This window comes from Amycolatopsis acidicola, from assembly GCF_007713735.2.
GTDB classification, from domain to species: Bacteria; Actinomycetota; Actinomycetes; order Mycobacteriales; family Pseudonocardiaceae; genus Amycolatopsis_E; species Amycolatopsis_E acidicola.
In genome coordinates, this window is sequence record NZ_VMNW02000045.1 from 36,080 (window position 1) to 56,825 (window position 20,746).

Annotated in this window: 18 protein-coding genes; 15 read left to right on the forward strand and 3 right to left on the reverse strand. The window is 70.0% G+C overall.

Translation table 11 applies throughout. The annotated features are described in order from the left end of the window. Together FPZ12_RS26395 and FPZ12_RS26400 are read right to left on the reverse strand one after the other, a co-directional pair. Entirely contained in the window at positions 1-1,524 is a 1,524-nt protein-coding gene (locus FPZ12_RS26395; protein ID WP_144748448.1) for a class I adenylate-forming enzyme family protein, read from the reverse strand. A 33-nt stretch (positions 1,525-1,557) separates the two neighbouring features. Next, positions 1,558-3,000 carry an MFS transporter gene (locus tag FPZ12_RS26400; protein WP_144748447.1) on the reverse strand — a complete coding sequence of 481 codons (1,443 nt, stop codon included), beginning with the start codon at positions 2,998-3,000 and terminating at the stop codon, positions 1,558-1,560. A 245-nt stretch (positions 3,001-3,245) separates the two neighbouring features. Between FPZ12_RS26400 and FPZ12_RS26405 the strand changes: the two genes are divergently transcribed. Next, complete coding sequence (locus FPZ12_RS26405; RefSeq protein WP_144748446.1) at positions 3,246-4,883, forward strand: ABC-F family ATP-binding cassette domain-containing protein; 1,638 nt, start codon at positions 3,246-3,248, stop codon at positions 4,881-4,883. On the opposite strand, the gene FPZ12_RS26410 is transcribed toward FPZ12_RS26405, so the two are convergent. Next, a complete protein-coding gene (locus FPZ12_RS26410) occupies positions 4,870-5,745 on the reverse strand; it encodes a substrate-binding domain-containing protein (RefSeq protein ID WP_144748445.1) in 876 nt (291 codons plus the stop codon). The genes FPZ12_RS26405 and FPZ12_RS26410 overlap by 14 nt on opposite strands. 223 nt (positions 5,746-5,968) lie before the next feature. On the opposite strand from FPZ12_RS26410, the gene FPZ12_RS26415 reads away from it, so the two are divergent. From FPZ12_RS26415 to FPZ12_RS26480, 14 genes are all read left to right on the forward strand, one after another. Next, positions 5,969-6,766 (forward strand): ABC transporter ATP-binding protein, encoded by a 798-nt coding sequence (locus FPZ12_RS26415; protein WP_144748444.1) that lies wholly within the window; start codon positions 5,969-5,971, stop codon positions 6,764-6,766. 19 nt (positions 6,767-6,785) lie between these two features. Next, complete coding sequence (locus FPZ12_RS26420; protein ID WP_144748443.1) at positions 6,786-7,352, forward strand: SRPBCC family protein; 567 nt, start codon at positions 6,786-6,788, stop codon at positions 7,350-7,352. Next, complete coding sequence (locus tag FPZ12_RS26425; RefSeq protein ID WP_144748442.1) at positions 7,336-8,190, forward strand: HpcH/HpaI aldolase family protein; 855 nt, start codon at positions 7,336-7,338, stop codon at positions 8,188-8,190. The genes FPZ12_RS26420 and FPZ12_RS26425 overlap by 17 nt, the downstream gene beginning before the upstream one ends. Positions 8,191-8,211: 21 nt before the next feature. Further along, on the forward strand, positions 8,212-9,261 hold the full coding sequence (locus tag FPZ12_RS26430; RefSeq protein ID WP_144748441.1) for an amidohydrolase family protein: 1,050 nt from the start codon (positions 8,212-8,214) through the stop codon (positions 9,259-9,261). Beyond that, on the forward strand, positions 9,258-10,907 hold the full coding sequence (locus tag FPZ12_RS26435) for a thiamine pyrophosphate-binding protein (protein ID WP_144748440.1): 1,650 nt from the start codon (positions 9,258-9,260) through the stop codon (positions 10,905-10,907). The genes FPZ12_RS26430 and FPZ12_RS26435 overlap by 4 nt, the downstream gene beginning before the upstream one ends. A gap of 1 nt (position 10,908) precedes the next feature. Beyond that, positions 10,909-12,057, forward strand: coding sequence for a DUF3500 domain-containing protein (locus FPZ12_RS26440; protein ID WP_144748439.1), 1,149 nt, complete (start codon positions 10,909-10,911; stop codon positions 12,055-12,057). Continuing rightward, positions 12,054-12,935, forward strand: coding sequence for a hypothetical protein (locus tag FPZ12_RS45715; protein WP_166462913.1), 882 nt, complete (start codon positions 12,054-12,056; stop codon positions 12,933-12,935). The genes FPZ12_RS26440 and FPZ12_RS45715 overlap by 4 nt, the downstream gene beginning before the upstream one ends. A gap of 30 nt (positions 12,936-12,965) precedes the next feature. Next, positions 12,966-13,946, forward strand: a complete 981-nt coding sequence (locus tag FPZ12_RS26450) for a substrate-binding domain-containing protein (RefSeq protein ID WP_144748438.1) — start codon at positions 12,966-12,968, stop codon at positions 13,944-13,946. A gap of 13 nt (positions 13,947-13,959) precedes the next feature. Further along, positions 13,960-14,811 carry an amidohydrolase family protein gene (locus tag FPZ12_RS26455; RefSeq protein WP_144748437.1) on the forward strand — a complete coding sequence of 284 codons (852 nt, stop codon included), beginning with the start codon at positions 13,960-13,962 and terminating at the stop codon, positions 14,809-14,811. Positions 14,812-14,815: 4 nt separating this feature from the next. Next, a complete protein-coding gene (locus FPZ12_RS26460) occupies positions 14,816-15,598 on the forward strand; it encodes a GntR family transcriptional regulator (protein ID WP_144748436.1) in 783 nt (260 codons plus the stop codon). A 103-nt stretch (positions 15,599-15,701) separates the two neighbouring features. Further along, positions 15,702-17,288, forward strand: coding sequence for a carboxylesterase/lipase family protein (locus FPZ12_RS26465; protein WP_144748435.1), 1,587 nt, complete (start codon positions 15,702-15,704; stop codon positions 17,286-17,288). Positions 17,289-17,294: 6 nt separating this feature from the next. Next, entirely contained in the window at positions 17,295-18,332 is a 1,038-nt protein-coding gene (locus FPZ12_RS26470; RefSeq protein ID WP_208026014.1) for an ABC transporter substrate-binding protein, read from the forward strand. A gap of 28 nt (positions 18,333-18,360) precedes the next feature. Next, on the forward strand, positions 18,361-19,215 hold the full coding sequence (locus FPZ12_RS26475) for an ABC transporter permease (protein ID WP_144748434.1): 855 nt from the start codon (positions 18,361-18,363) through the stop codon (positions 19,213-19,215). 20 nt (positions 19,216-19,235) lie between these two features. Beyond that, complete coding sequence (locus FPZ12_RS26480) at positions 19,236-20,564, forward strand: MFS transporter (RefSeq protein WP_144748433.1); 1,329 nt, start codon at positions 19,236-19,238, stop codon at positions 20,562-20,564. Positions 20,565-20,746: the final 182 nt, after the last annotated feature.

Consider the following 20,746-nt stretch of genomic DNA (forward strand, 5'->3'; position numbering starts at 1 on the left):
TCAGGTCGAAAGCTTGAACCGCCGCACCTTGCCCACGCTGGTGCGCGGCAGCTCGTCGATGAGGTGCCATTCGCGTGGCCGGGCGGCGGGCGTGAGGTTCCGCGCGGCCCATTCCGCCAGTTCTCCGGTGCCCGGCGGGTTCGCGCCGTCCCTGGCGACGACGTAGGCGACCGGGACAACGTCGCGCACCGGGTCGGGCTGGGCGACGACGGCGGCTTCCAGCACGCCCGGTGCCTGGGCGACGGCCGCCTCGACCTCGGTCAGGCTGACGTTCTCGCCGGAGACCTTGATGACGTCGTCGACCCGGCCGACGAACCGCAGCACGCCTTCCGCGTCGGCGGAAACGAGGTCGCCGGTGGCGAACCAGGTGCCGTCGCCGGTGTGCTCGAAGGCGCGCGCGGTGGTGACCTCGTCGTCGAGGTAGCCGGAGAACAGGTCGACCCCGGGGGTGCCGAGCACGTGCAGGTTCCCCGGCTCGCCGGGCGCCGCGGGTTCGCCGGTGGCGGGGTCGTCGAGCCGGATGCGGCGGCCGGGCATCGCCTCGCCGATCACGTTGTGCGTAGGCGGTTCGCCGGTGTCGCGGCACACGATCGCCACCGTCTCGGTCATGCCGTAGAGCTGGCGCGGCCGGACGCCGGTGAGCTTCGTGAACTGCTTGTAGTGGCCGGCGCCGAGACTTTGGGCGAACCACACGTGTTCCAGCCGCAGCGGCGGTTCGGCGGGGGAGCAGCGCGCGAGGATCATCCGGATCGGCGCGGCGAACAGGCTGGCGTGCGTGACGCCGAGTTCGCGCGCGTGCGGAACCCAGCCGGAGGCGCTGAAAGTGGCGCTGAGCGCGACGCTCGCCCCGACCGCGATCGCCGGCGCGAAGCAGTAGTACTGGGCGTTGGCGTGGAACAACGGGAGCGTGACGTGCCAGCGGTGCCGGGGTTCCAACGCCGCCGCGTCGGCCATGCGCTCGGCGACGTCGGCGTAGTTGGCCTGCGTCAGCACGACTCCCTTGGGCTGCGACGTCGTGCCCGACGTGAACATGACAGCCAGCCGGTCCGAAGGCAGCACCGTAGCCGGTGCGGTGACGGGCTCTCCGGAGAGCGGGCCGCCGGGCGCGACATCGCTGCTGTCCTCGGAAAGTTCGACGACAGGCGTGTCCCCGGCGCCCTCGCGGTACGCGCTCGCGCGCGCGGCCGCGCAGAGGCCGACGACCGGCCGCACCCGCTGGACCTGGCTCGCGATGTCCCGCGCGGACGACGCCGGATCGACCGGGACCATCCACGCGCCCAGCCGCGCGGCGGCGAGCCAGAGCGCCACGAACGCCGGGCTGTTGCGCAACACCAGGTGCACGGGCGAACCCGCCCGCGCACCCTGTGCGGCGAGCGCGCCGGCGGCCCGCGCGACGACGGCGTCGAACTCGCCGTACGTCCACTCGGTCACGACGCCGGATTCGGCGCGGAACACCAGGAACGGCGCGTCACCGTGAGCGACGACTGCGGTGTCCCAGACGCGCTGGAACGTGTGGGCTTCCATGACATCCGAGTGTCAGGGGCCCGGCGATGGCGGTCAATGGCTGCGCGCGGGCCGTTCGGCGAACACGAAGACCGCGGCCGCGCACGCGAACAACAGCACGGCGCAGAACAGCATCGCGTTGCTCAGCCCGGACAGGAAACCGCTCGCGCCGGATCCGGCCGAATGGACCAGTACGCCGAGCAGCGCCACACCCAGTGAGCTGCCGATCTTCCGGCTGGTGTTGTGCACCGCGGAGGCCGTCCCGCTGAAGTCGGCGGAAACGCTGGACACGGCGGCGTTGCTCATCGGCGAGCTCATCAGCGCGACCCCGGCGCCGAACAGCGCGAGCCGCCATTCCAGTTGCGGCAGCGCGGCCCCGTGGGGGAGCAGGAACAGGGCCAGGCACCCGATCCCGGACACGATCAGCCCCCACGTGAGCACCGGGTAGGTGCCGAACCGGGCGGCGAGCCGTCCCGCGACCGGCGCCAGCCCGGCCATGCACACGGTCATCGGCAGGAACAGCAGCCCGGCCACCAGCGCCGAACGGTGCTGGTACGTCTGGAGGTAGAGGTTGTAGAAGAAGATGATCCCGGTCTGGGTGAGGAAGTAGACCAGCCCGGCGGCGTTCGCGGTAGAGAACCCGCATACGCGCCACAGGTGCAGCGGCATCAGCGGACGCCCGCCGCGGCGCGCGATCCTGGCCTGCAGCAAGCAGAACAGCACCGCGCCGAGTACCGCCACCACGAGCGCGACGATCACCTGGGGCGAGCCCCAGCCGTAGTCGCTCACCTCGATCAGCCCGTAGGCGAGCGCGATCAGCCACACCGCGCTCAGCACCGTGCCGGGGAGGTCGAAAGCCGCGGGCCGCTCGGGGCGCCCGTGCCGTGTGCCGGGTACGCCGCGGTAGCCCAGCACGAGTGCGGCAAGGGCGAGCACGAGCGAAAGCACGAACGCCGCACGCCAATCGGCGATCGCGATCAACACCCCGCCGAGCACCGGCCCGGCCGCGACGCCGAGGCTGGACACCCCGGCCCAGATGCCCACGGCGCGGGCGCGCGCGGCCGGTTCCGGGTATTCGTGCACCAGGATCGAGAGCGTCTGCGGGAGCATCACGGCGACGCCGATCGCCTGGATCACCCGCGCGACGAGCAGCACGGCCAGCACCGGCGCGAGCGCGCACAGCAGTGACCCGACCGCGAAAACCGCCACGCCGCCGAGGAAAGCGGCGCGGCGGCCGATCCGGTTCCCCAGCGCGCCGCCGGGGAGCAGCAGGGCCGCGTAGCCGAGGGTGTAGATGTCGCCGACCCACTGGAGCCCGCTCAGCGAGGAAGCACCCATCGCCGCGCCGATCTGCGGCGTGATGATGTGCATCATCGAGGTGTTCAGCATCGACAGCATCAGGCCGAGGCACAGGGCGGTGAGCACCCGCCCCGTGCCAGGCCCGGCTGTCGCTCCGGTCGTTTCCGGCCTGCCCGTCAGGTCCCCCGGGTGCGCCATTGCCCCTCCCGCTTGCCCAAAATTGTCAAACAAAATCTGAGGCAAGCTAACAGTCAGGCTGGACAGGGATCAAGAAGATCGCGGATATGAACAGAAAAGCGGTCGGTAGATCCTTTTTGTCCACTCTAGATTGTAAGACAATGTGGCGCCGTCGGCGCCCTAGGGTGGTGTCCCGAACGACGTGGACGGTTTGCGCGCGCGGGCTGCCTGCCGGGCATGCCCGGCAGGCGGGTTAGGTTTTCCCCATGAGCGTGACTCTCACGGCGAAGGGCCTGGCCGCCGGGCATGGGGACCGGGTGCTCTTCTCCGGGCTGGACATGGTTGTCGCGCCTGGGGAAGTGGTGGGGCTGGTCGGCGTGAACGGCGCCGGGAAGTCCACGCTGCTGCGGATCCTCGCGGGGCTCGACAGGCCCGAAGCAGGCGAGATCCGGGTCAACTCGCCGAACGCGACGATCGGTTACCTGCCGCAGGAGCCGGAGCGCAGGCCGGGGGAGTCCGTGCGCGCGTTCCTCGCCCGCCGGACCGGGGTTGCCGCCGCGCAGGCCGAGTTGGACGAGGTGACCGAAGCGCTGACGGCGGGCGTCGAAGGCGCCGACGACCGTTACGCCACAGCGCTCGACCGCTGGCTCGTCCTCGGTGGCGCGGATCTGGACGAACGCGCCGAGGAGGTCGCCGCGGAACTCGGCCTCGCGGTCGGGTTGGAGCAGGCCATGACGTCCTTGTCCGGCGGGCAGGCCGCGCGCGCCGGGCTGGCGTCGTTGCTGCTCAGCCGGTACGACGTGTTCCTCCTCGACGAGCCGACCAACGACCTCGACCTCGACGGACTCGCCCGGCTGGAGCGGTTCGTCACCGGGCTGCGGGCGGCGACCGTGCTCGTCAGCCACGACCGCGAGTTCCTCGCCCGCACCGTCGATGCCGTGCTGGAGCTGGATCTCCCGCAGCAGCAGGTCCGCTTGTACGGCGGTGGATACGAGTCCTATCTGGAGGAACGCGAGATCGCCCGGCGGCACGCGCGCGCCGAGTACGAGGACTACGCGAAGACGCGCGAGGGGCTGGAGGCGCGGGCCCGGACACAGCGCGCGTGGATGGAGAAGGGCGTCAAGAACGCCCGGCGCAAGGCCACCGACAACGACAAGGTGGGCCGCAAATTCCGGGCCGAGGCAACGGAAAAGCAGGCCTCGAAGGCGCGGCAGACCGACCGGATGATCGAGCGGCTGGACGTCGTGGAGGAGCCCCGCAAGGAGTGGGAGCTGCGGATGGAGATCGCGGCGGCGCCGAGGGCGGGCGCGGTCGTGGCGACGCTGCGGGGCGCGGTCGTCCGGCGCGACGGGTTCACGCTCGGCCCGGCCGACCTGCAGATCGACTGGGCCGACAAGGTCGCCATCACCGGCCCGAACGGCGCCGGGAAGACGACCCTGCTCGCCGCCATGCTCGGCCGGATCCCGCTCGACGAGGGTGCCGCCGCGCTCGGCCCGGGCGTGGTCGTCGGCGAGGTGGACCAGGCACGCCGGCTGTTCCTCGGCGACGTCCCGCTGGCGGACGCTTTCGCCCGCGAGGTCCCGGAATTCGCCGACGCCGACGTTCGGACGCTGCTCGCGAAGTTCGGCCTCAAGGCGGCGCACGTCCTCCGGCCCGCGGCAACGCTCTCCCCGGGCGAACGGACCCGGGCGGCGCTGGCGTTGCTGCAGGCGCGGGGCGTGAACCTGCTCGTGCTCGACGAACCGACCAACCACCTCGACCTGCCCGCGATCGAACAGCTCGAGTCCGCTTTGGACACCTACCCCGGCACGCTCCTGCTGGTCACCCACGACCGCCGCATGCTCGACGCCGTGCACGTGAACCGCCGCCTGGAGGTCGACGGCGGGAAGGTCACCGAAGCGTGAGGTAATCCGCGAACAGCTCGTCCACGGTGGGCTCCCGCGTGATCAGATGTTGTTGCGCCGCATAGCGGATCCCGATCTCCAGTGAGGCGCGCACGGAGTCGGTGAGGCCGTGGCCGATCCGGTGCGGGCCCGCCTCGCCCGAGGTTTTCGCGTCGATTTCGGCGGCGAAGGCGTCGTACACGCCGCGCACGGCTTCGGGGTCGTTGCGCAGGACGTCGGTGCGCACGGTCAGCAGGTGGTTGATCGGCACCGTCCCGTGCCGCTGGGACCAGGCCTGCGCGGCGGCTTTCGCGTCCGGCAGCAGTTGTTCCACCGGTGCGCCTTCGGGGACCGCGCGCGGGCCGATCACGAGCGCCGAGATGTCGCCCGCCTGCAGGAGATCGACCAGCTTGCCGCTCGAGCGCTCGACGTTGGCGGGTTCGGCGTACTCGCTCACGTGCGGTTCTTCGGTGGTGACCCAGGTGATCGCGTCGCAGTCCACCCCGTACTCTTCCGCGAGCACGCCGCGCACCCACAGCCCGGTGGTCTGGGTGTAGGAACGGACGCCGACGCGCTTGCCTTCGAGGTCCTTCGGGTTCCGCACGTCGTTCCCGGTGAGCCGGAAGAGCGAGCCGTGGTGGAAGTTCCCGTGCAGCACCACCGGCAGGAAGCTGAGCTCCTTGCCCGCCTCCCACGCCTGCAGCCCGGTGGCCAGCGCCAGCTCACTGAAGTCGAACCGCAGCTCCCGCACCATCGGCGCGAACGCCTTGTGGATCGGGTCGATCTCCGCGAACTCCAGCCGGGCCCCGGCCGGCGGGTGCTCGCCGCTCTTGACCGGTGTCGTGTGCGGATAGTCGCGGACCGCGGCGCGGTAGGTCTTCACTGGTCACCAGCTCTTTCGGATTGTCCAACAAGTTGACCGCAAGCTAACACCTGGCCAGGGGCGTCGTCCAGTGGATTGTTAGACAAGATGCACCGGTCAAACCGGATAGACCGCCTGAACGCGCAGGTCAGCAAAGAGGGCCTTGCTGATTGTCGAACTATCCTGTTACGGTGGCGGAGCAACTTTGTTAGACAATCTGGAAGCCCGGTCAAGGGAGACTGCGATGCCCAGTGAGCTCGACCCCGCCACGGACGCCCTCCGGCTCGACAATGTCACGCTGGATTTCCCGGGTAGTCCGCGGCCCGCGATCGAGAACGTGTCGCTCCGCGTGGCCCGCCGCAAGTTCGTCGCGGTGATCGGGCCCAGCGGCTGCGGCAAGAGCACGATCCTGAACCTCGCGGCCGGCCTGCTGACGCCGACCGAGGGGGAGGTGTACTTCGACGGCGAGCCGATCACCGCGGTCAACTCGTCGGCGGCGTACGTCACCCAGGCGGCGAACCTGCTGCCCTGGCTGACGGTACGGGCGAACATCGGCCTGGCGCTGAAATTCCGCGACGTGCCCAAGAGCGAACGGGCCGAGAAGATCGCGCACTGGGTCAAGGTCGTCGGGCTCACCGGGTTCGAGGACAGCTACCCGCGTGAGCTCTCCGGCGGGATGCAGAAGCGGGTGTCGATCGCCAGGGCGCTGATCTACGACCCGTCCATCGTGCTGATGGACGAGCCGTTCGGCCCGCTGGACGCGATCACCCGGCTGCGCCTGCAACAGGATCTGCTGAACCTGTGGGAGGAGCAGAGCGGCACGCTCGTGTTCGTCACCCACGACCTGAACGAGGCGATCTACCTGGCGGACGAGGTCGTCGTGATGTCCAAGGGGCCGGGCACGGTCCGGCAGGTGCTGCCGGTGCCCTTCGAGCGCCCCCGCCACATCGGTTCGCTCATCGAGTCCCCCGAGTTCTCGGAGCTCTACAACGAGCTCTGGAGCCTGTTCAAGGCCGAACTCGACCTGTCAGAAGCCGCCTGAACCAGCGAGGACCCCCGCTTTGATCAAGATCACCGAAGACATCGCCGTTCCCAGCCCGCCCGACCGCGTCTGGGAGGTGATCTCCGACCCCAAGGAGGTCGTCGCCTGCATCGGCGGCGCCGAGCTCGGCGAGTCGCACGAGGACGGCTCCTTCGACGGCACGCTGGTGGTGAAGTTCGGCGCGGTGCGGGTGAAGTTCGGTGCCCGCGTGTCGCTGGACCTCGACGAGCCCGCCCGCGAAGGACGCCTTTCCGCGCGTGGCAAGGACGGGCAGGGCGCGACCAGGTTCAAGGCCGAGGCCACGTTCGGGGTGAGCGACGACGGCAACGGCGGCTCCAAGGTGAGCATGAACGGCGAGATCACGTTGTCCGGCAAGCTCGCGTCGCTGATCGAAGCCGGGGCCGGGGCCGTCGTCTCCCGGATGACCAAGGAGTTCACGGCCGAACTGATCCGCCGCTGCGGCGGGGAGCCCGAGCCGGCACCGGCGCGCAAGTCCTTCTGGGCGCGCGTGCGGGACTGGTGGCGGCGGATCGTCCACAAGGGACAGAACGAGCAGGAAGGAGTGCGCAGTGGCAAGGCTCAATAGCATCATCCGCGCACTGGAGTCGGGTCAGCACGCGTTCGCGGCGTTCGCCGCGCCCGAACCCGCGGCGGCACTGGACTTCGCGAACACCGACTACGACGGGCTCGTCTTCGAGGCCGAGCACAAGGCCTGGGACGCCACGGTCCTGCGGGACAGCCTGCAGTACCTGCTCGACCGGCGCCGGATCTTCGAGGGCGACACCCTCGCGCCGTCGCCCACCCCGCTGATCCGGGTTCCCGTCAACGGCGCGGAATACGGGCAGTGGCACGCGAAGCAGGCGCTCGACCTCGGCGCGTTCGGCGTCGTGTGGCCGCACGTCACCACCGTCGAAGAGGCGCGCAACGCCGTCGCCGCCTGCCGCTACCCGCGGCTGCCGGGCGAGAAGCTGTACGAGCCCGCGGGTGTCCGCGGTGACGCGCCGACGGCCGCCGCCCGCTACTGGGGCATCTCGAACCAGGAGTACTACCGGAAGGCCGACGTCTGGCCGCTCGACCCGGACGGCGAAATCCTCGTCGTGCTCATGATCGAGGACCAGCGCGGTATCGAGAACCTGCCCGACATCCTGAAGCAGGTTCCCGGCATCGGCATGGTGCTGATCGGCGAAGGCGACCTCAGCCAGGAGCTGGGTGTGCCGCGGCAGCTCGACCACCCGAAGATGGTCGACGCGCGGCGCCGGATCGTCGGGATCTGCAAGGAAAACGACGTCGTCGTCGGCCACCCGCACGTGACCGCGAACAACGTGGAACAGGTCCTCGAAGACGGCTACCGCTTCCTGATGTCCGCGCCCGTGCGCACCTTCCCCGGCCTCGAGAAGGGCCGCAAGCTCACCGGCCGTTCCTAGAGTCTGTTGGAGAAACCCGCAATGATCATCGACTGTCACGGTCACTTCACCACGGCGCCGCCGGCGCTCGGCAAATGGCGCGAGCGCCAGATCAAGGCCTACGAGTCCTCCGGTTTCCGTGTGCTGCCCAACGAGCTGCGCATCGAGGACGAGGAGATCGTCGCCGCCATCGAGGGCGGGCAGCTGAAGCTGCAGACCGAACGCGGCACCGACGTCACGATCTTCTCGCCGGGCGCGGGGAAGATGGCCCACCACTACGGCGACGCGACGACCAGCCTGCACTGGTCCCAGGTCGCCAACGACCTCATCGCGCGGGTGTGCAAGTTGTTTCCCGGCCGTTTCATCGGCGGCTGCCAGCTTCCGCAGTCGCCGGGTGAGGGGCTGGAGACGTCGATCCGCAACTCGGTCGAGGAGCTCGAGCGCTGCGTGACCGAGCTGGACTTCGTCGGCTGCCTGCTCAACCCGGACCCCTCCGACGGCTACTGGCAGGCGCCGCCGCTGACCGACAAGGTCTACTACCCGCTGTACGAAAAGCTGGTCGAGCTGGACGTGCCCGCGATGGTGCACGTGGCGATGTCGCGCAACGACGCCATCCAGGGCACCTGCGCGCACTACCTCAACGGCGACACCTCCGTCTTCATGCAGCTGTGCGAGTCGGACTTGTTCTCCGACTTCCCGACGCTGCGCCTGGTGATCCCGCACGGCGGCGGCGCGGTGCCCTACCACTGGGGCCGCTACCGCGGGATGATGCTCGACCGCGGCCGCCCGCCGCTCGAAGAAGCGTTGCTGCGCAACGTTTTCTTCGACACCTGCGTCTACCACAAGCGCGGCCTGGAGCTGCTCACCGACATCGTCGGAGCGGGGAACATCCTGTTCGCCTCCGAGATGATCGGCGCCGTCCGGAGCGTGGACCCCGAGACCGGGCGCCGCTTCGACGACGTGAAGGCCACCCTCGACACCATCGAACTCGCCGACGAAGACCGCGCGGCGATCTACGGCGGCAACGCGCTGAAGGTGTTCCCCCGCCTGGAAGGCGTGCTGCGCAAGAACAAGCAGGAGGTCGCGCTGTGAAGGTCTACGAAGCGCTGGCAAGGGCGTTCGCCGCGGAGGGCGTCACCGACGTCTTCGGCATGATGGGCGACGCCAACATGCACTGGATGAACGCGCTCGCCGGGCACGGCGTGAAGCTGTACGAGGTTCGGCACGAGGGCGCCGGCCTGAGCATGGCGCACGGCCACGCCCGCGCCACCGGCCAGCCGGGCGTCGTCACCACCACCAGCGGTCCGGGCACCGCGCAGCTGGCCACGTCGATGATCGTCGCCAGCCGGGCCCGCGTCCCGCTCGTCGCGTTCTGCGGCGAGACTTCGCTGGGGGACACCGGCGCCGTGCAGTACCTCGACCAGCGCCGCTTCGCCGCCGCGATCGAGGCCGAGTTCCTCCAGGTGACCAAGGCGGACACGGCCGAGGAGGTCGTGCAGAAGGCGTTCTACATCGCCCGCACCGAGTCCAAGCCGGTGCTCGTGAGCGCCCCGTTCGACGTGCAGCTGCAGGACTTCGAGGACATGGTGGACTACACCCCGTCCACCGAGCTGATCCGCGCCCCGAAGCTGCTGCCGCACCCGGAGCTCGTCGAGCAGGCCTGCGAGATCATCGCGGGCAGCAAGCGCCCGGTGATCATCGCCGGCCGCGGTGCCCGCCGCGCGGGCGCGGCCGAGCAGATCCTCGAGCTGCAGCGCCGGACCGGCGCCGTGCTCGCGTGCACCCTGCAGGCGAAGAACTGGCTGTACGGCGAAACCGACTACCACGTCGGGATCGCGGGCCTGTTCGGCAGCAAGGTCGCGATGGAGATCCTGCAGGAGGCCGACTGCGTGATCGCGGTGGGCGCGAGCCTGAACCACTACACGATCGAGAGCGGTTATCTCTTCCCTGAAGCCAAGTTCGTTCAGATCGACACCGCGCCGCACGTGGTGATGGGCAACGGCCAGGTGGCCGACAGCTACCTCCAGGCCGACGCCGTCGCCGGGCTCACCGGGCTCATCAGCGGGCTGGACAGCCGCGGCGTGCGGATCGAAGGCTTCCACACGCCCGAAATCCACGCCAAGCTCAGCGCCCCGCTGGTCGACCCCGCGGAGTTCCGCAGCGGCAACGGGCTGCTCGACCCGCGCGAGGCGATCTCCGTGATCGACGCCGAGCTGCCGGGTGAGATCGGCCTCGTGCTCGGCAGCGGGCACCAGACCGACTTCGGCACCATGCTGTTCCAGCGCTCCCGCGAGATCACCTCGAACTACGGGATGTTCGGCGCCATCGGGCAGGCCCCGCTGCTGACCATCGGCACCGCGGTCGCCACCGGCAAGCCGACGTTCGTGGTCGAGGGCGACGCGAGCTTCCTGATGCACCTGTCCGAGTTCGACACCGCGGTCCGCTACGGGCTGCCGGTGCTCGTCGTGGTGATGAACGACGAAGGGCTCGGCGCGGAGTACCACAAGGCGGCGGCCAAGGGCCTGAACCCGGAGCTCGCGGTGATCCCGACACCGGAGCTGGGCACGGTGGCGCAGGCACTCGGCGGTGGCGGCGCGACCGTGCGCACCACCGACGAGCTGCGCGCCGCGCTGGCCGAGTACGTCCGCGCGCCGCGGCCGACGGTGATCGACGTCCGCATCACGCGCGAGGTGCTCAGCGTTCCCTACCGGAGGATCCAGTACGGCGAGGACGTCTGACATGGGGCTGCGAGATCGCGGCAGCCCCCCGACGAGAGCGCCCGAGGTATGGACTCCGCAGCTGCTCGCGAAGGTCGAGTGGCGGGTGCTGTCCACGGCCGTCCCGTTCCGTGGACTGTCCACAACGGACGGTCCGCTGCCTGGCCTGTTCCCGCTGGAGCGGACCGGCGTCGACGTTACCGGGCTCCGCCGCGCGGCGGAGGACTACCTCGGCGCGCTGACCGCGAAGGAGCGCGCCGAGGGCCGGTTCGTCATGCACGACGTGTCGTGGCGGTACTGGGCCAACGGGGCCCGGTACTTCCTGCGGCACGGCCTGTGCCTGGAGGAGCTGGACGAGCGCAAGCGTGAGCTGGCGCTGGAGATCCTGCGCCGCAGCCTGAGCGACGCCGGGTTCCAGCAGGTGCTCGACATGATGCGGCTCAACCTGACCATCGGCGAGCTGCGCGGCGAGACCGACACGCTCAACGAATGGCTCTACTGGTTCAGCATCTACGGCGAGCCGGAGAAGGGCAGGCCGTGGGGCTGGCAGCTCGACGGGCACCACGTGAACGTCAACTGCGTGTTCGTCGGGGACCAGATGGTGCTCACCCCGACGTTCCTCGGGGCGGAGCCGGTCACCGCCGAGGGCGGGAAGTACGCGGGCACCACCGTGTTCCGGCGCGAGGAAGCCTTGGGGCAGCAGCTTTTCGCCAGCCTCGACGACGTCCAGCGCAAACAGGCCGTGATCGGCGACGTGCTGCCGGAGGACCTCTTCGTCGGCGCGTTCCGGGACAACTTCGAGCTCAACTACGAGGGCGTCCCGTTCGCCGGCCTGAACGAGGAGCAGCACCGGACCGCGCTGGAACTGGTGGACCTGTATGTGGGACGGGCGAATCCCGGCCACGCGCGGGTGCGCCGGGACGAGGTCCTCGCCCACGCGGACGAGACGCATTTCGCGTGGGTGGGCGACGCGGACGGGGTCTTCTACTACCGCGTGCACAGCCCGGTGATCCTCATCGAGTTCGAGCACCAGGCGGGCGTGATGTACGACAACGACACCCCCACGCGCCGCCACATCCACACCATCGTCCGCACGCCGAACGGTAACGACTACGGCGCCGATCTGCTGCGGCAGCACCACGAACGGCACCACGGAGGGAGCAGGAAATGAAGATCGTGCTGGGCAGGGACGACCTCGCCGCGGTGGCCGTCGGCGCGGGCAAGGACGCGGGCGCCGCGGCCGAGCGCGTCGAGGTGAAGCCGGTGAACAAGGCTTCGCGCGCCTTCATGAACGACAACGCCTACGACATCTGCGAAATCCCGCTGGTGACCCTGTTGCAGGCGGCCGCCTACGACAAGCCGGTGTCGCTGCTGCCGGTCACCACGCTCGGCCGGTTCCAGCACCAGACATTGGTGACCCTCGGCGAGCAGGGGGTCGAACGCGTCAAGGGCAGCACCGTCGGCCAGCGCTCATGGAGCCAGACGACCGGGGTGTGGCTGCGCGGGTTCCTCACGGAGCAGTACGGGATCGCGCTGTCCGATGTGGAATGGCGCACCTACGAGGACGGGCACGTCGACGAGTACACCGACCCGTCGTGGGTCAAGCGGGCGCCGGAAGGCGTGAAGCTGCAGGCCGAGTTCCTCGCGGGCGAGGTCGCCTACGGGATCATGGGCAACGAGCTGCCGGACGACGACCGGATCCGCACGGCCGTCCCGGACGCGCTCGACGCGGCCGAGAAGTGGGCCTCCGCCAAGGGTTTCGCCCCGGTGAACCACGTGGTCGGCGTGAGCGTGGAGTCGGCGAAGCAGAACGCGAAGCAGGTGCTCGCGGTGTATGACGCGCTCGCCGAGGCCGCCGCGGCGAAAGGCCCCGCGCCCGCGCCGGTCGACCTGAACCCGGTGGGCTTCGCCGCGCTGCGCGGCCCGTTCACCGCCGCCGCGAACTACGCCTTCGAGCAGGAGGTGCTGCCCCGCCGCGTCGAGTTCGACGAGCTGGTGGAGCGCACCTGCGCCGCGCTGGGCGTGTCCGCGTCGCGGCTCGGGGCCTGAATCACAAGAAATTCTTTCGAAAGGCAGACAATGACTAAGCTCTCGGTGGTACTAGGGGAGTACGCGCACGGGAAGCCGTTGCTGGACGGCGACGTCGCGATCGACGGTTACGAGGTCAACCCGGTCGAGGTGAAGCCGGTCATCGGCGCGTACCGCCGGATGATCCGCGACCTCGAGTTCGACGTGTGCGAGCTCGCCCCGACCTCGTACCTGATGGCGCTGCAGGCGGGGGTGCGGCTCACCGCGATCCCGGTCTTCCTCAACCGCCGCTTCCACCACGCCGATGTCCAGTGCGGTACGGCTTCGGGCATCCGGTTCCCCGGTGACCTCAAGGGCAAGCGGATCGGCGTCCGGGCGTACACGGTGACCACCGGCGTGTGGGTGCGCGGCATCCTGCGCGACGAGTACGGCCTCGACATCGACTCCGTCACCTGGGTCGTGGACGACGACGACCACATCGAAGGCCGCGCGCCCTCGAACGTCGAGCGCGTCACCGACGGCCGTTCGCTCGGCGAGCACCTCCGCAGCGGCGACATCGACGCGGCCTTCAGCGGCAACGCCGGCACCGGCCGCGCGGGCGCCCCGCGCGCCGGCTGGGCGGCGCCAGCCGAGCAGCCCGCGGGCGAGGACGGCCCGTACCCGCTGTTCCCCGACCACGACGTGCTCGCCGCGGACTGGTTCCTGCGCACCGGGATCTACCCGCTGCACTCGGTCATCGCGGTCCGCAGCGAACTGGTGGAGGCAGACCCCTCGCTGCCGACGAAGCTGTACGCCGCTTTCGCCGAGAGCAAGAAGCGCCAGGTCGCGGCCGACCCGGAGTGGACGGCGCTGCCGCGTCTGGCCAAGCAGGCCAAGCAGGTCGACGGGGACCCGATCCCGTACGGCATCACGTCCAACGACGCCAGCCTGCGCGCGCTCGTGAAGTTCTCGCGGGACCAGGGCCTGCTCGACGCGGACTTCGACGGCGAGCCCGCCGCGCTGTTCGCCGCCGGCGACTACCCGGACGCCTGAAAAGGAGACCTCCATGGAAATCATCGACACCCACTGCCACGTCATCTCCGCCGACGAGGCCCGCTACCCGCGCGCCCCGATCGGCGGGAAGCAGTCCGGCTGGGCGAGCACCCGGCCGGTCACCGCGGACGGCATGGCCGAGGCGATGGACAAGGCAGGCATCAGCAAGTCGGTGCTGGTGCAGGCCACCACGGCGTACGGCTACGACAACTCCTACGTCGTGGACAGCAAGGCGCAGCGGCCGGAAAAGTTCATCGCGGTCGGCACGTTCGACCCGCTGCCCGCCGACGCGGCCGACAACCTCGTCAAGCTGACCGGTGAGGGCGGCCTGTCCGGCGTCCGGCTGTTCACCACCGGCAGCACGGTCGCCACCCAGGGCGAGTGGTTCGCCGCCCCGGAGACCTTTCCCTTCTGGGAGAAGGCGACCGAGCTCGGCGTGACGGTGTGCCTGCAGATGCGGCTCGGCCCGGCCACCGCGCAGCTCGTCGCGCTGCTGGAGCGGTTCCCGTCGGTCAACGTGCTGCTCGACCACATGGGCTACCCGGACATCGCGGCCTCGCCCGCGGACGCCGCCGCGGAGGTGGCGAAGCTGGCCGTCCACCCCGGACTGAACCTGAAGCTGACCCACCGCAGCCTCGAACCGCTGCACGAGGTCGGCGACCGGGCGAACGAGTTCCTCGAGCCGGTGATCGCCGCTTTCGGCGCGAACCGGATCGCCTGGGGCTCCAACCTTCCCGCCGCCGAGCAGTCCCTGCCCGAGCTGGTCGAGCTGGCCACCGGCGTGCTCGCCGGGGTGCCCGAGACCGATCGCGCGGAGATCTTCGCCGGTACCGCGAAGCGCCTCTACCCGGACCTCGCCGGATAGCGTCGTGGACGAGAACGACAGGGGTTCCGCGACCCGCTACGGCCAGGTGTACGAGGAACTGCGCGTGCTGCTGCTGTCCGGCACGTTCGAACCCAACACCCGGCTGACCGAGGCCGACCTGACCCGGATGTTCGCCGTCTCGCGCGGCACCATCCGGTCGGTGCTGGTGCGCCTGGCCCAGGAGGGCTACGTCACCGCCGAGGTCAACCGGGGTGTCCGCACGAGGAGCTTCACGGTGGAAGAAGCGGCGGACATCCTGGAGGCGCGGGAAACCCTGGAGTCGGCGCTGGCCGGCAAGGCCGCCGAGCGCGCGACCGACGAGGAGATCGCCGAGCTGCGCCACACGCTCGACGAGATGGAAGCGGCGCAGAAACGCGGGGACCAGGCCGCGTACTCGCGCGGCAACCGGACGTTCCACCAGCAGGTGAAGCACGCCTCGCACCAGACGACACTGGCGCGCGCGTACGACACCCTGCTGTACCCGCTGGTGATGCGGCAGTACCGCAACCTCAGCGCGCAGCACCCGCGATCCGGTTCGCTGCAGGAACACCAGGCGATCTTCCTCGCCATCGTCACACGGAACCCCGACGCCGCCGTGGCGGCCATGCGCCACCACGTCGGGTCGGCCCGCCGCGCCCTGCTGCTCGACGACCAAGTGGTCAACGCGGCCCAAGGAACAGTGGAGAGGAGTTTGCGTAGCGGTGCGGGTGGCGGCCCCTCCCGTCGCCCGCCACCACCCTCAACGGGCGCGCTGCGCGCGGCTAGCCACATTCAAGGCGGCCCCTGACTGTGGGATCGCCTCCTCATGAATGCCCGCCTGCCAGCGCACGGCCCACCGCAAGCGGCTCCGCCGCTGTGAAAAGAAGAACCGACAGTCCCGGAAGGAACCCATGCGCACCCCAGTGGAAACCGAATCCGGCCTGCTGCGAGGCATTCCGGGCCGGAACCCCGCCGTCACGGTGTTCCGCGGCGTGCCCTACGCGGCGCCGCCCGTCGGCGAGCTGCGCTGGCGCGCGCCGCAGCCGCCCGCGCCGTGGGCCGGGGTGCGCGAGGCCGTCCACTTCGGACCGATGTGCCCGCAGTCCCCGCAGGACGCCGCCGCGGCCGGGATCGACCTCCCGCAGTCGGAGGACTGCCTGCACCTCAACGTCTGGACCCCGGCGAACTCGGCTTCGGAAAAGCTGCCGGTGCTGGTGTGGATCTACGGCGGCGGTTTCCGCGGCGGCACCGGGGCGAACCCCCGGTTCGACGGGGAGCACCTGGCGGGCAAGGGCATCGTCGTCGTCACCTTCAACTACCGGCTGGGGGTGTTCGGGTTCCTTGCCACGCCTGAGCTGAGCGCGGAGTCCGGGCACCACGCCTCCGGCAACTACGGGCTGCTCGACGACATCGCGGCGCTGAAATGGGTGCAGCGCAACATCTCCGCGTTCGGTGGCGACCCCGGCCGGGTCACCGTCGCCGGCCAGTCGGCCGGCGCGGGCTCGGTGAACTTCCTGGCGATGTCCCCGCTCGCGCGCGGCCTGTTCCACCGCGCCATCGCGCAGAGCCACACCCGCCACCCCGGCGACCCGGAGCTGCGGTACCTGGCCACGTCGTACCGCACGCTCGCGGACGCCGAGCAGGCCGGGGAAAGGTTCGTCCGCGCGCACGGCGGCGGCTCGCTGGCCGAGCTGCGGGAATTGCCGTGGCGCAAGCTGATCGACGGGCACGCGGGCCTCGATGAGGCGGTCGAGACCGGCAGCCCGGCCAAGCCTCCGCTGTTCCGCCCGGTCGTCGACGGGTGGGTGATTCCGCACGGCTACGCCGACACCTACGCGCTCGGCGAGCAGAACGACGTCGCCTACCTGACGGGGAACAACCTCGACGAGAGCGGCGCGGTCCCGGCCGAAACGTTCGAGGATTACCGGCAGGCCAAAGGATTGCGCCCCGGGGCGCCGCCGGTGCACGTGACGCTCGACGCGTACGTCCGCGCGGCGCACGAGAAGTTCGGGCCGATGGCGGAGGAGTTCCTGATGCTCTATCCCGCGACGAACGACGACGAGGCCGCCGCCGCCTCGGCGACCGCGGTGCGGGACAACTCGCGGGTCTCGACTTTCCTGTGGGGCACCGAATGGACGCGCCACGCGACGAAACCGGTGTACACGTATTTCTGGACGCACGCCTCGCCCGCGCACAGCGACGGCGTCCGGCGTGCCTCCCACAGCTCGGAAATCGACTACGTGTTCGGGAACCTCGACCGGGACCGGGCACAGTGGACCGACGAGGACCGCGAGGTGGCGGAGAAAATGTCCTCGTACTGGGCCAACTTCGTCATCGCCGGTGACCCGAACGGCCCCGGGCTGGCCGAATGGCCCGCCTACTCGCCCGACGTGCCCGCGGTGATGGAAGTGGGCGCGGGCTTCGGGCCGGTCCCGCTCACCGAGGCGGGGCGAACCGGCTTCTGGCAGAGATTCTTCCGGACTCAGAAGGAGTGGTGAGTTCAGTTGGGAAACAGGCAACGGCGCCCAGGATCCCGGAAGGGGCTGCGGGCCGGTGCGCTCGCGGCCGCGCTGGCCCTGTGCTCGGGTTTGCTCGCCGCGTGCGGTTCGAGTGAGGCGGACGGGCTCACGGAGGTCACCGTGGGGGTCGGCGGCAACGTCTTCGACACCCCGATGCGGGTCGCCGCGGAGAAGAACTTCTTCCGCGCGCAGGGGCTGGACGTCAAGTTCATCTCGCTGACCGCGTCGATCGGCGCGGCCGCGCTGCAGTCGGATTCCGTGCAGTTCCTCAACGACAGCCCCAACGACTTCCTCACCGCGGTCAGCCGCAAGATCCCGGAGATCGCGGTTTCCATGGACGGCGGCGGGAACCCGCTCGGGCTGATCGTGAGCACGAAGTTCGCCGCCGAGCACGGGCTGACTTCGCAGAGCCCGCCGGAGGCGGTGGCGAAGGCGCTGGTGGGCTCCACCGGTGGCGCGAGTTCGGCCACCACCAAGGGACAGGCCGGGCTGCTGATGCAGGAGTACGGCGTGGACCCGGCCTCGGTGCACTACGTCGCGCTGCCCAGCCCGGCCGCGGACAAGGCTTCGCTGGCCAACAACCAGATCGACTGGTTCGTCACCTCCGAGCCCATCCCGCTGGAGGTGCAGGACGACGGCGACGGGGTCGTGGTCGCGAGCCCGGACAGCGTGCCGGCGTGGTCGCTCCCGCGCAGCGGTTACGGCCAGGTCGTGGTGGTGCGGCAGAGTTTCGCCGACGAGAACTCCGATGTGGTGCGGCGGTTCGTCACCGCGGTGGAGCAGGGCAGTGCTTACGCCCGCACGCACGAAACCGAAGCTGTGAACATCATGAAGAAGACGCTCACCGGCGTGCCCGACGACGTGCTGCTGGCCAGCCTCCGTCTCGTCGACTGGCCGGAGAAGGACACGATGAGCGCCGAGGGATGGAACACCAGCATGACTTTCCTCGGCAAACTGGGCTCTTTGCCCAAGAACACGAAGCTGCCGCAGAGCAGCTGGACCAACCAGTATCTGCCGCAATGACGCCAGCACGGACTGGAAGGACGAAACGATGGTGACAGCGACCGGCGTGAAGGCCCCGGCGAAGGCCGAGGGCGCGACAGCACGGAAGAAGCAGGGCTGGGGGAGCGGCCGGATCGTCGCCGCGCGCGTCGGCGTGATCGTGGTCGTGCTCGCGTTGTGGCAGGTGCTGAGCGGGCCCCTCATCCCCGAGTACGCGATCAGCAAACCCACCGAGGTCGCGGTTTCGCTGTGGAAGGTGCTCACCAGCCCGACCGGCTGGACCGACATCTGGGCCACCACGGTGGAAATCGCGGTCGGCTTCGGGCTCGGGGTGCTGATCGGCACCGTGCTCGGCCTGCTGCTCGGCACGTTCCCGGTCGCGGGCCGCGTGCTGGAGCCGCTGATCGCCGCGATCAACGGCATCCCGAAGATCGCGCTGGCGCCGTTGTTCCTGCTGTTCTTCGGGATCGGCGCGTGGTCGAAGATCACCATCGCCGCGACCGGCGTGGCGTTCGTGGTCTTCTACAACCTGTATCTCGGGTTGCGGGAGCGGCAGCGTGAGCTGGTGCAGGTGGTCGAGGTGATGGGCGGGCGCGCCCACCACGTGCTGGCCTACGTGACCATCCCGACGCTGGCGTCGCCGTTCTTCGCGGCGCTGAAGGCAGGCGGGCCGCTGGCGATCCTGGGTGTGATCGGCGGTGAGTTCATCGCGTCCTCGGAGGGCGTCGGGCACGAGCTGTTCAACTCGGCGATGGCGCTGGACGCGTCGGCGGAGTTCGCCGGGCTGATCGTGCTGGTCGTGATGACGCTGGTCCTCAATGGACTGCTGACCCAGCTGGACAAGTACGCGCTGAAGCGGCTCGGCCTCGTTCCCCGGAAGAAGGCCGCGCGCACCCGCGCCTGAGAAAACTCGAGGAGACAGCGGTGTCCACTCTGGACGATCGCCGGGCGAAACGCGCCGTTTTCGGTGCCGCGTTCGGCTTCTTCGTCGACATGTTCGACGTGTACCTCCCCACCGTCGCGCTCGTCCCGGCCATGGACTACTTCACGCCCGAGGACATGCCGGTGAACGCGAAGGCCGTGGCCGCGGCGCTGATCTTCGTGTCCACGCTGCTCGGCAGGCCGCTCGGTTCGGCCATCTTCGGCTGGTTCGCCGACCGCGTCGGGCGGCGGCGCGTGACGCTCATTTCGGTGACGGGCTGCGCCGTATGCACCGCGCTGATCGCTGCCCTGCCCGGGTATTCGTCGCTCGGCATCACGAGTGTGGTGCTGCTGATCCTGCTCCGGCTCGTCGACGGCGTGTTCCTCGGCGGTGAGTACACCGGGGCGACGCCGCTGGCGATGGAGGCGGCGCCCCGGGAGCGGCGCGGCTGGTACGGCGGCATGGTCGGTGCCGGTTCGGCGCTGGCCAACTGCGTGATCGCGCTGGTGACGCTGGTGGTGCTGCAGTTCTCGCCGGAGGGCGGGCCGGACGCGCCGTACTCGGTGTGGGGCTGGCGGATCCCGTTCCTGCTGGGGGCCGTGCTGTGCGTGGTCTTCCTCGTCTACTACTCGCGCTCGGTCGAGGAGTCGGAGACGTGGAAGTCGGTGCGCAAGGTGAAGAACCCGTTGCGGGAGGTCGTTTTCGGCCGCCAGCGGAAGGTCTTCGCGCAGGTTTTCGTGCTGATGACCGGGGTGTGGTTCACCTCGAACATGGCCTCGGGACTGCTGCCCACCGCGTTGAAGCAGGAAGGGCACATCAGCGGCACGGAGGTCACCGCCGCGCTGGTGATCGCGCAGGGCGTGCACACGCTGTTGTTCCCGTTCGTCGGCCTGCTCAGCGACCGCATCGGGCGGCGGAAAACGTTGGTGCTGAACGGAATCGCCGTCGCCGTGGTGTGCGCGGGCGCGTTCGCGACGCTGGCCGCGGGCTGGTGGGGCGGGTTCGCCGCGCTCCTGCTGATCACGTTCCTGGTGCGCGTCGCGGGCGGGAGCGTCTTCGCGGTCACGCCGTCCTACTTGTGCGAACGCTTCCCCCCGGCGACCCGCGGGAGCGGGTTCGGGCTCGGCTACAGCACGCCGCTGCTGATCACGTCGTTCTACGCGTACTACCAGAACTGGCTGGGCGGCATCATGCCCCGCGGCTATACCGCCACGGTGCTGCTGGTGATCGGCGGCGCGCTCATCGCTCTGGGCGCGCTGCTCGGGCCGGAGACGCGGGGGAGTGACCTGTCCGAAACGGCGCCGGTGGAGCCTGCGCCGGTGAGTGGGTAGGGAACGATCTTGCCCGCGCCGTGGACCTTCCTCCGCGCGGCGCGGGCAACGGCCGCTTCCGCCACCGGGCTCTCGTACCCGGCCGGCGGGAGCGGCTTTCCATGTCCAGGAAGTGTTTCGAATGTGGTTTGCGTGGCGGTGCGGGTAGGGGCCCCTCCCGTCGCCCACCACCACCCTCAACC

Coding starts and splice junctions, on each gene's coding strand:
- FPZ12_RS26455 (WP_144748437.1), top strand. CDS start 13,960: ATGGAAATCATCGACACCCACTGCCACGTCATCTCCGCCGACGAGGCC.
- FPZ12_RS26405 (WP_144748446.1), top strand. CDS start 3,246: ATGAGCGTGACTCTCACGGCGAAGGGCCTGGCCGCCGGGCATGGGGAC.
- FPZ12_RS26440 (WP_144748439.1), top strand. CDS start 10,909: ATGGGGCTGCGAGATCGCGGCAGCCCCCCGACGAGAGCGCCCGAGGTA.
- FPZ12_RS26400 (WP_144748447.1), bottom strand. CDS start 3,000: ATGGCGCACCCGGGGGACCTGACGGGCAGGCCGGAAACGACCGGAGCG.
- FPZ12_RS26430 (WP_144748441.1), top strand. CDS start 8,212: ATGATCATCGACTGTCACGGTCACTTCACCACGGCGCCGCCGGCGCTC.
- FPZ12_RS26465 (WP_144748435.1), top strand. CDS start 15,702: ATGCGCACCCCAGTGGAAACCGAATCCGGCCTGCTGCGAGGCATTCCG.
- FPZ12_RS26415 (WP_144748444.1), top strand. CDS start 5,969: ATGCCCAGTGAGCTCGACCCCGCCACGGACGCCCTCCGGCTCGACAAT.
- FPZ12_RS45715 (WP_166462913.1), top strand. CDS start 12,054: ATGAAGATCGTGCTGGGCAGGGACGACCTCGCCGCGGTGGCCGTCGGC.
- FPZ12_RS26450 (WP_144748438.1), top strand. CDS start 12,966: ATGACTAAGCTCTCGGTGGTACTAGGGGAGTACGCGCACGGGAAGCCG.
- FPZ12_RS26475 (WP_144748434.1), top strand. CDS start 18,361: ATGGTGACAGCGACCGGCGTGAAGGCCCCGGCGAAGGCCGAGGGCGCG.
- FPZ12_RS26395 (WP_144748448.1), bottom strand. CDS start 1,524: ATGGAAGCCCACACGTTCCAGCGCGTCTGGGACACCGCAGTCGTCGCT.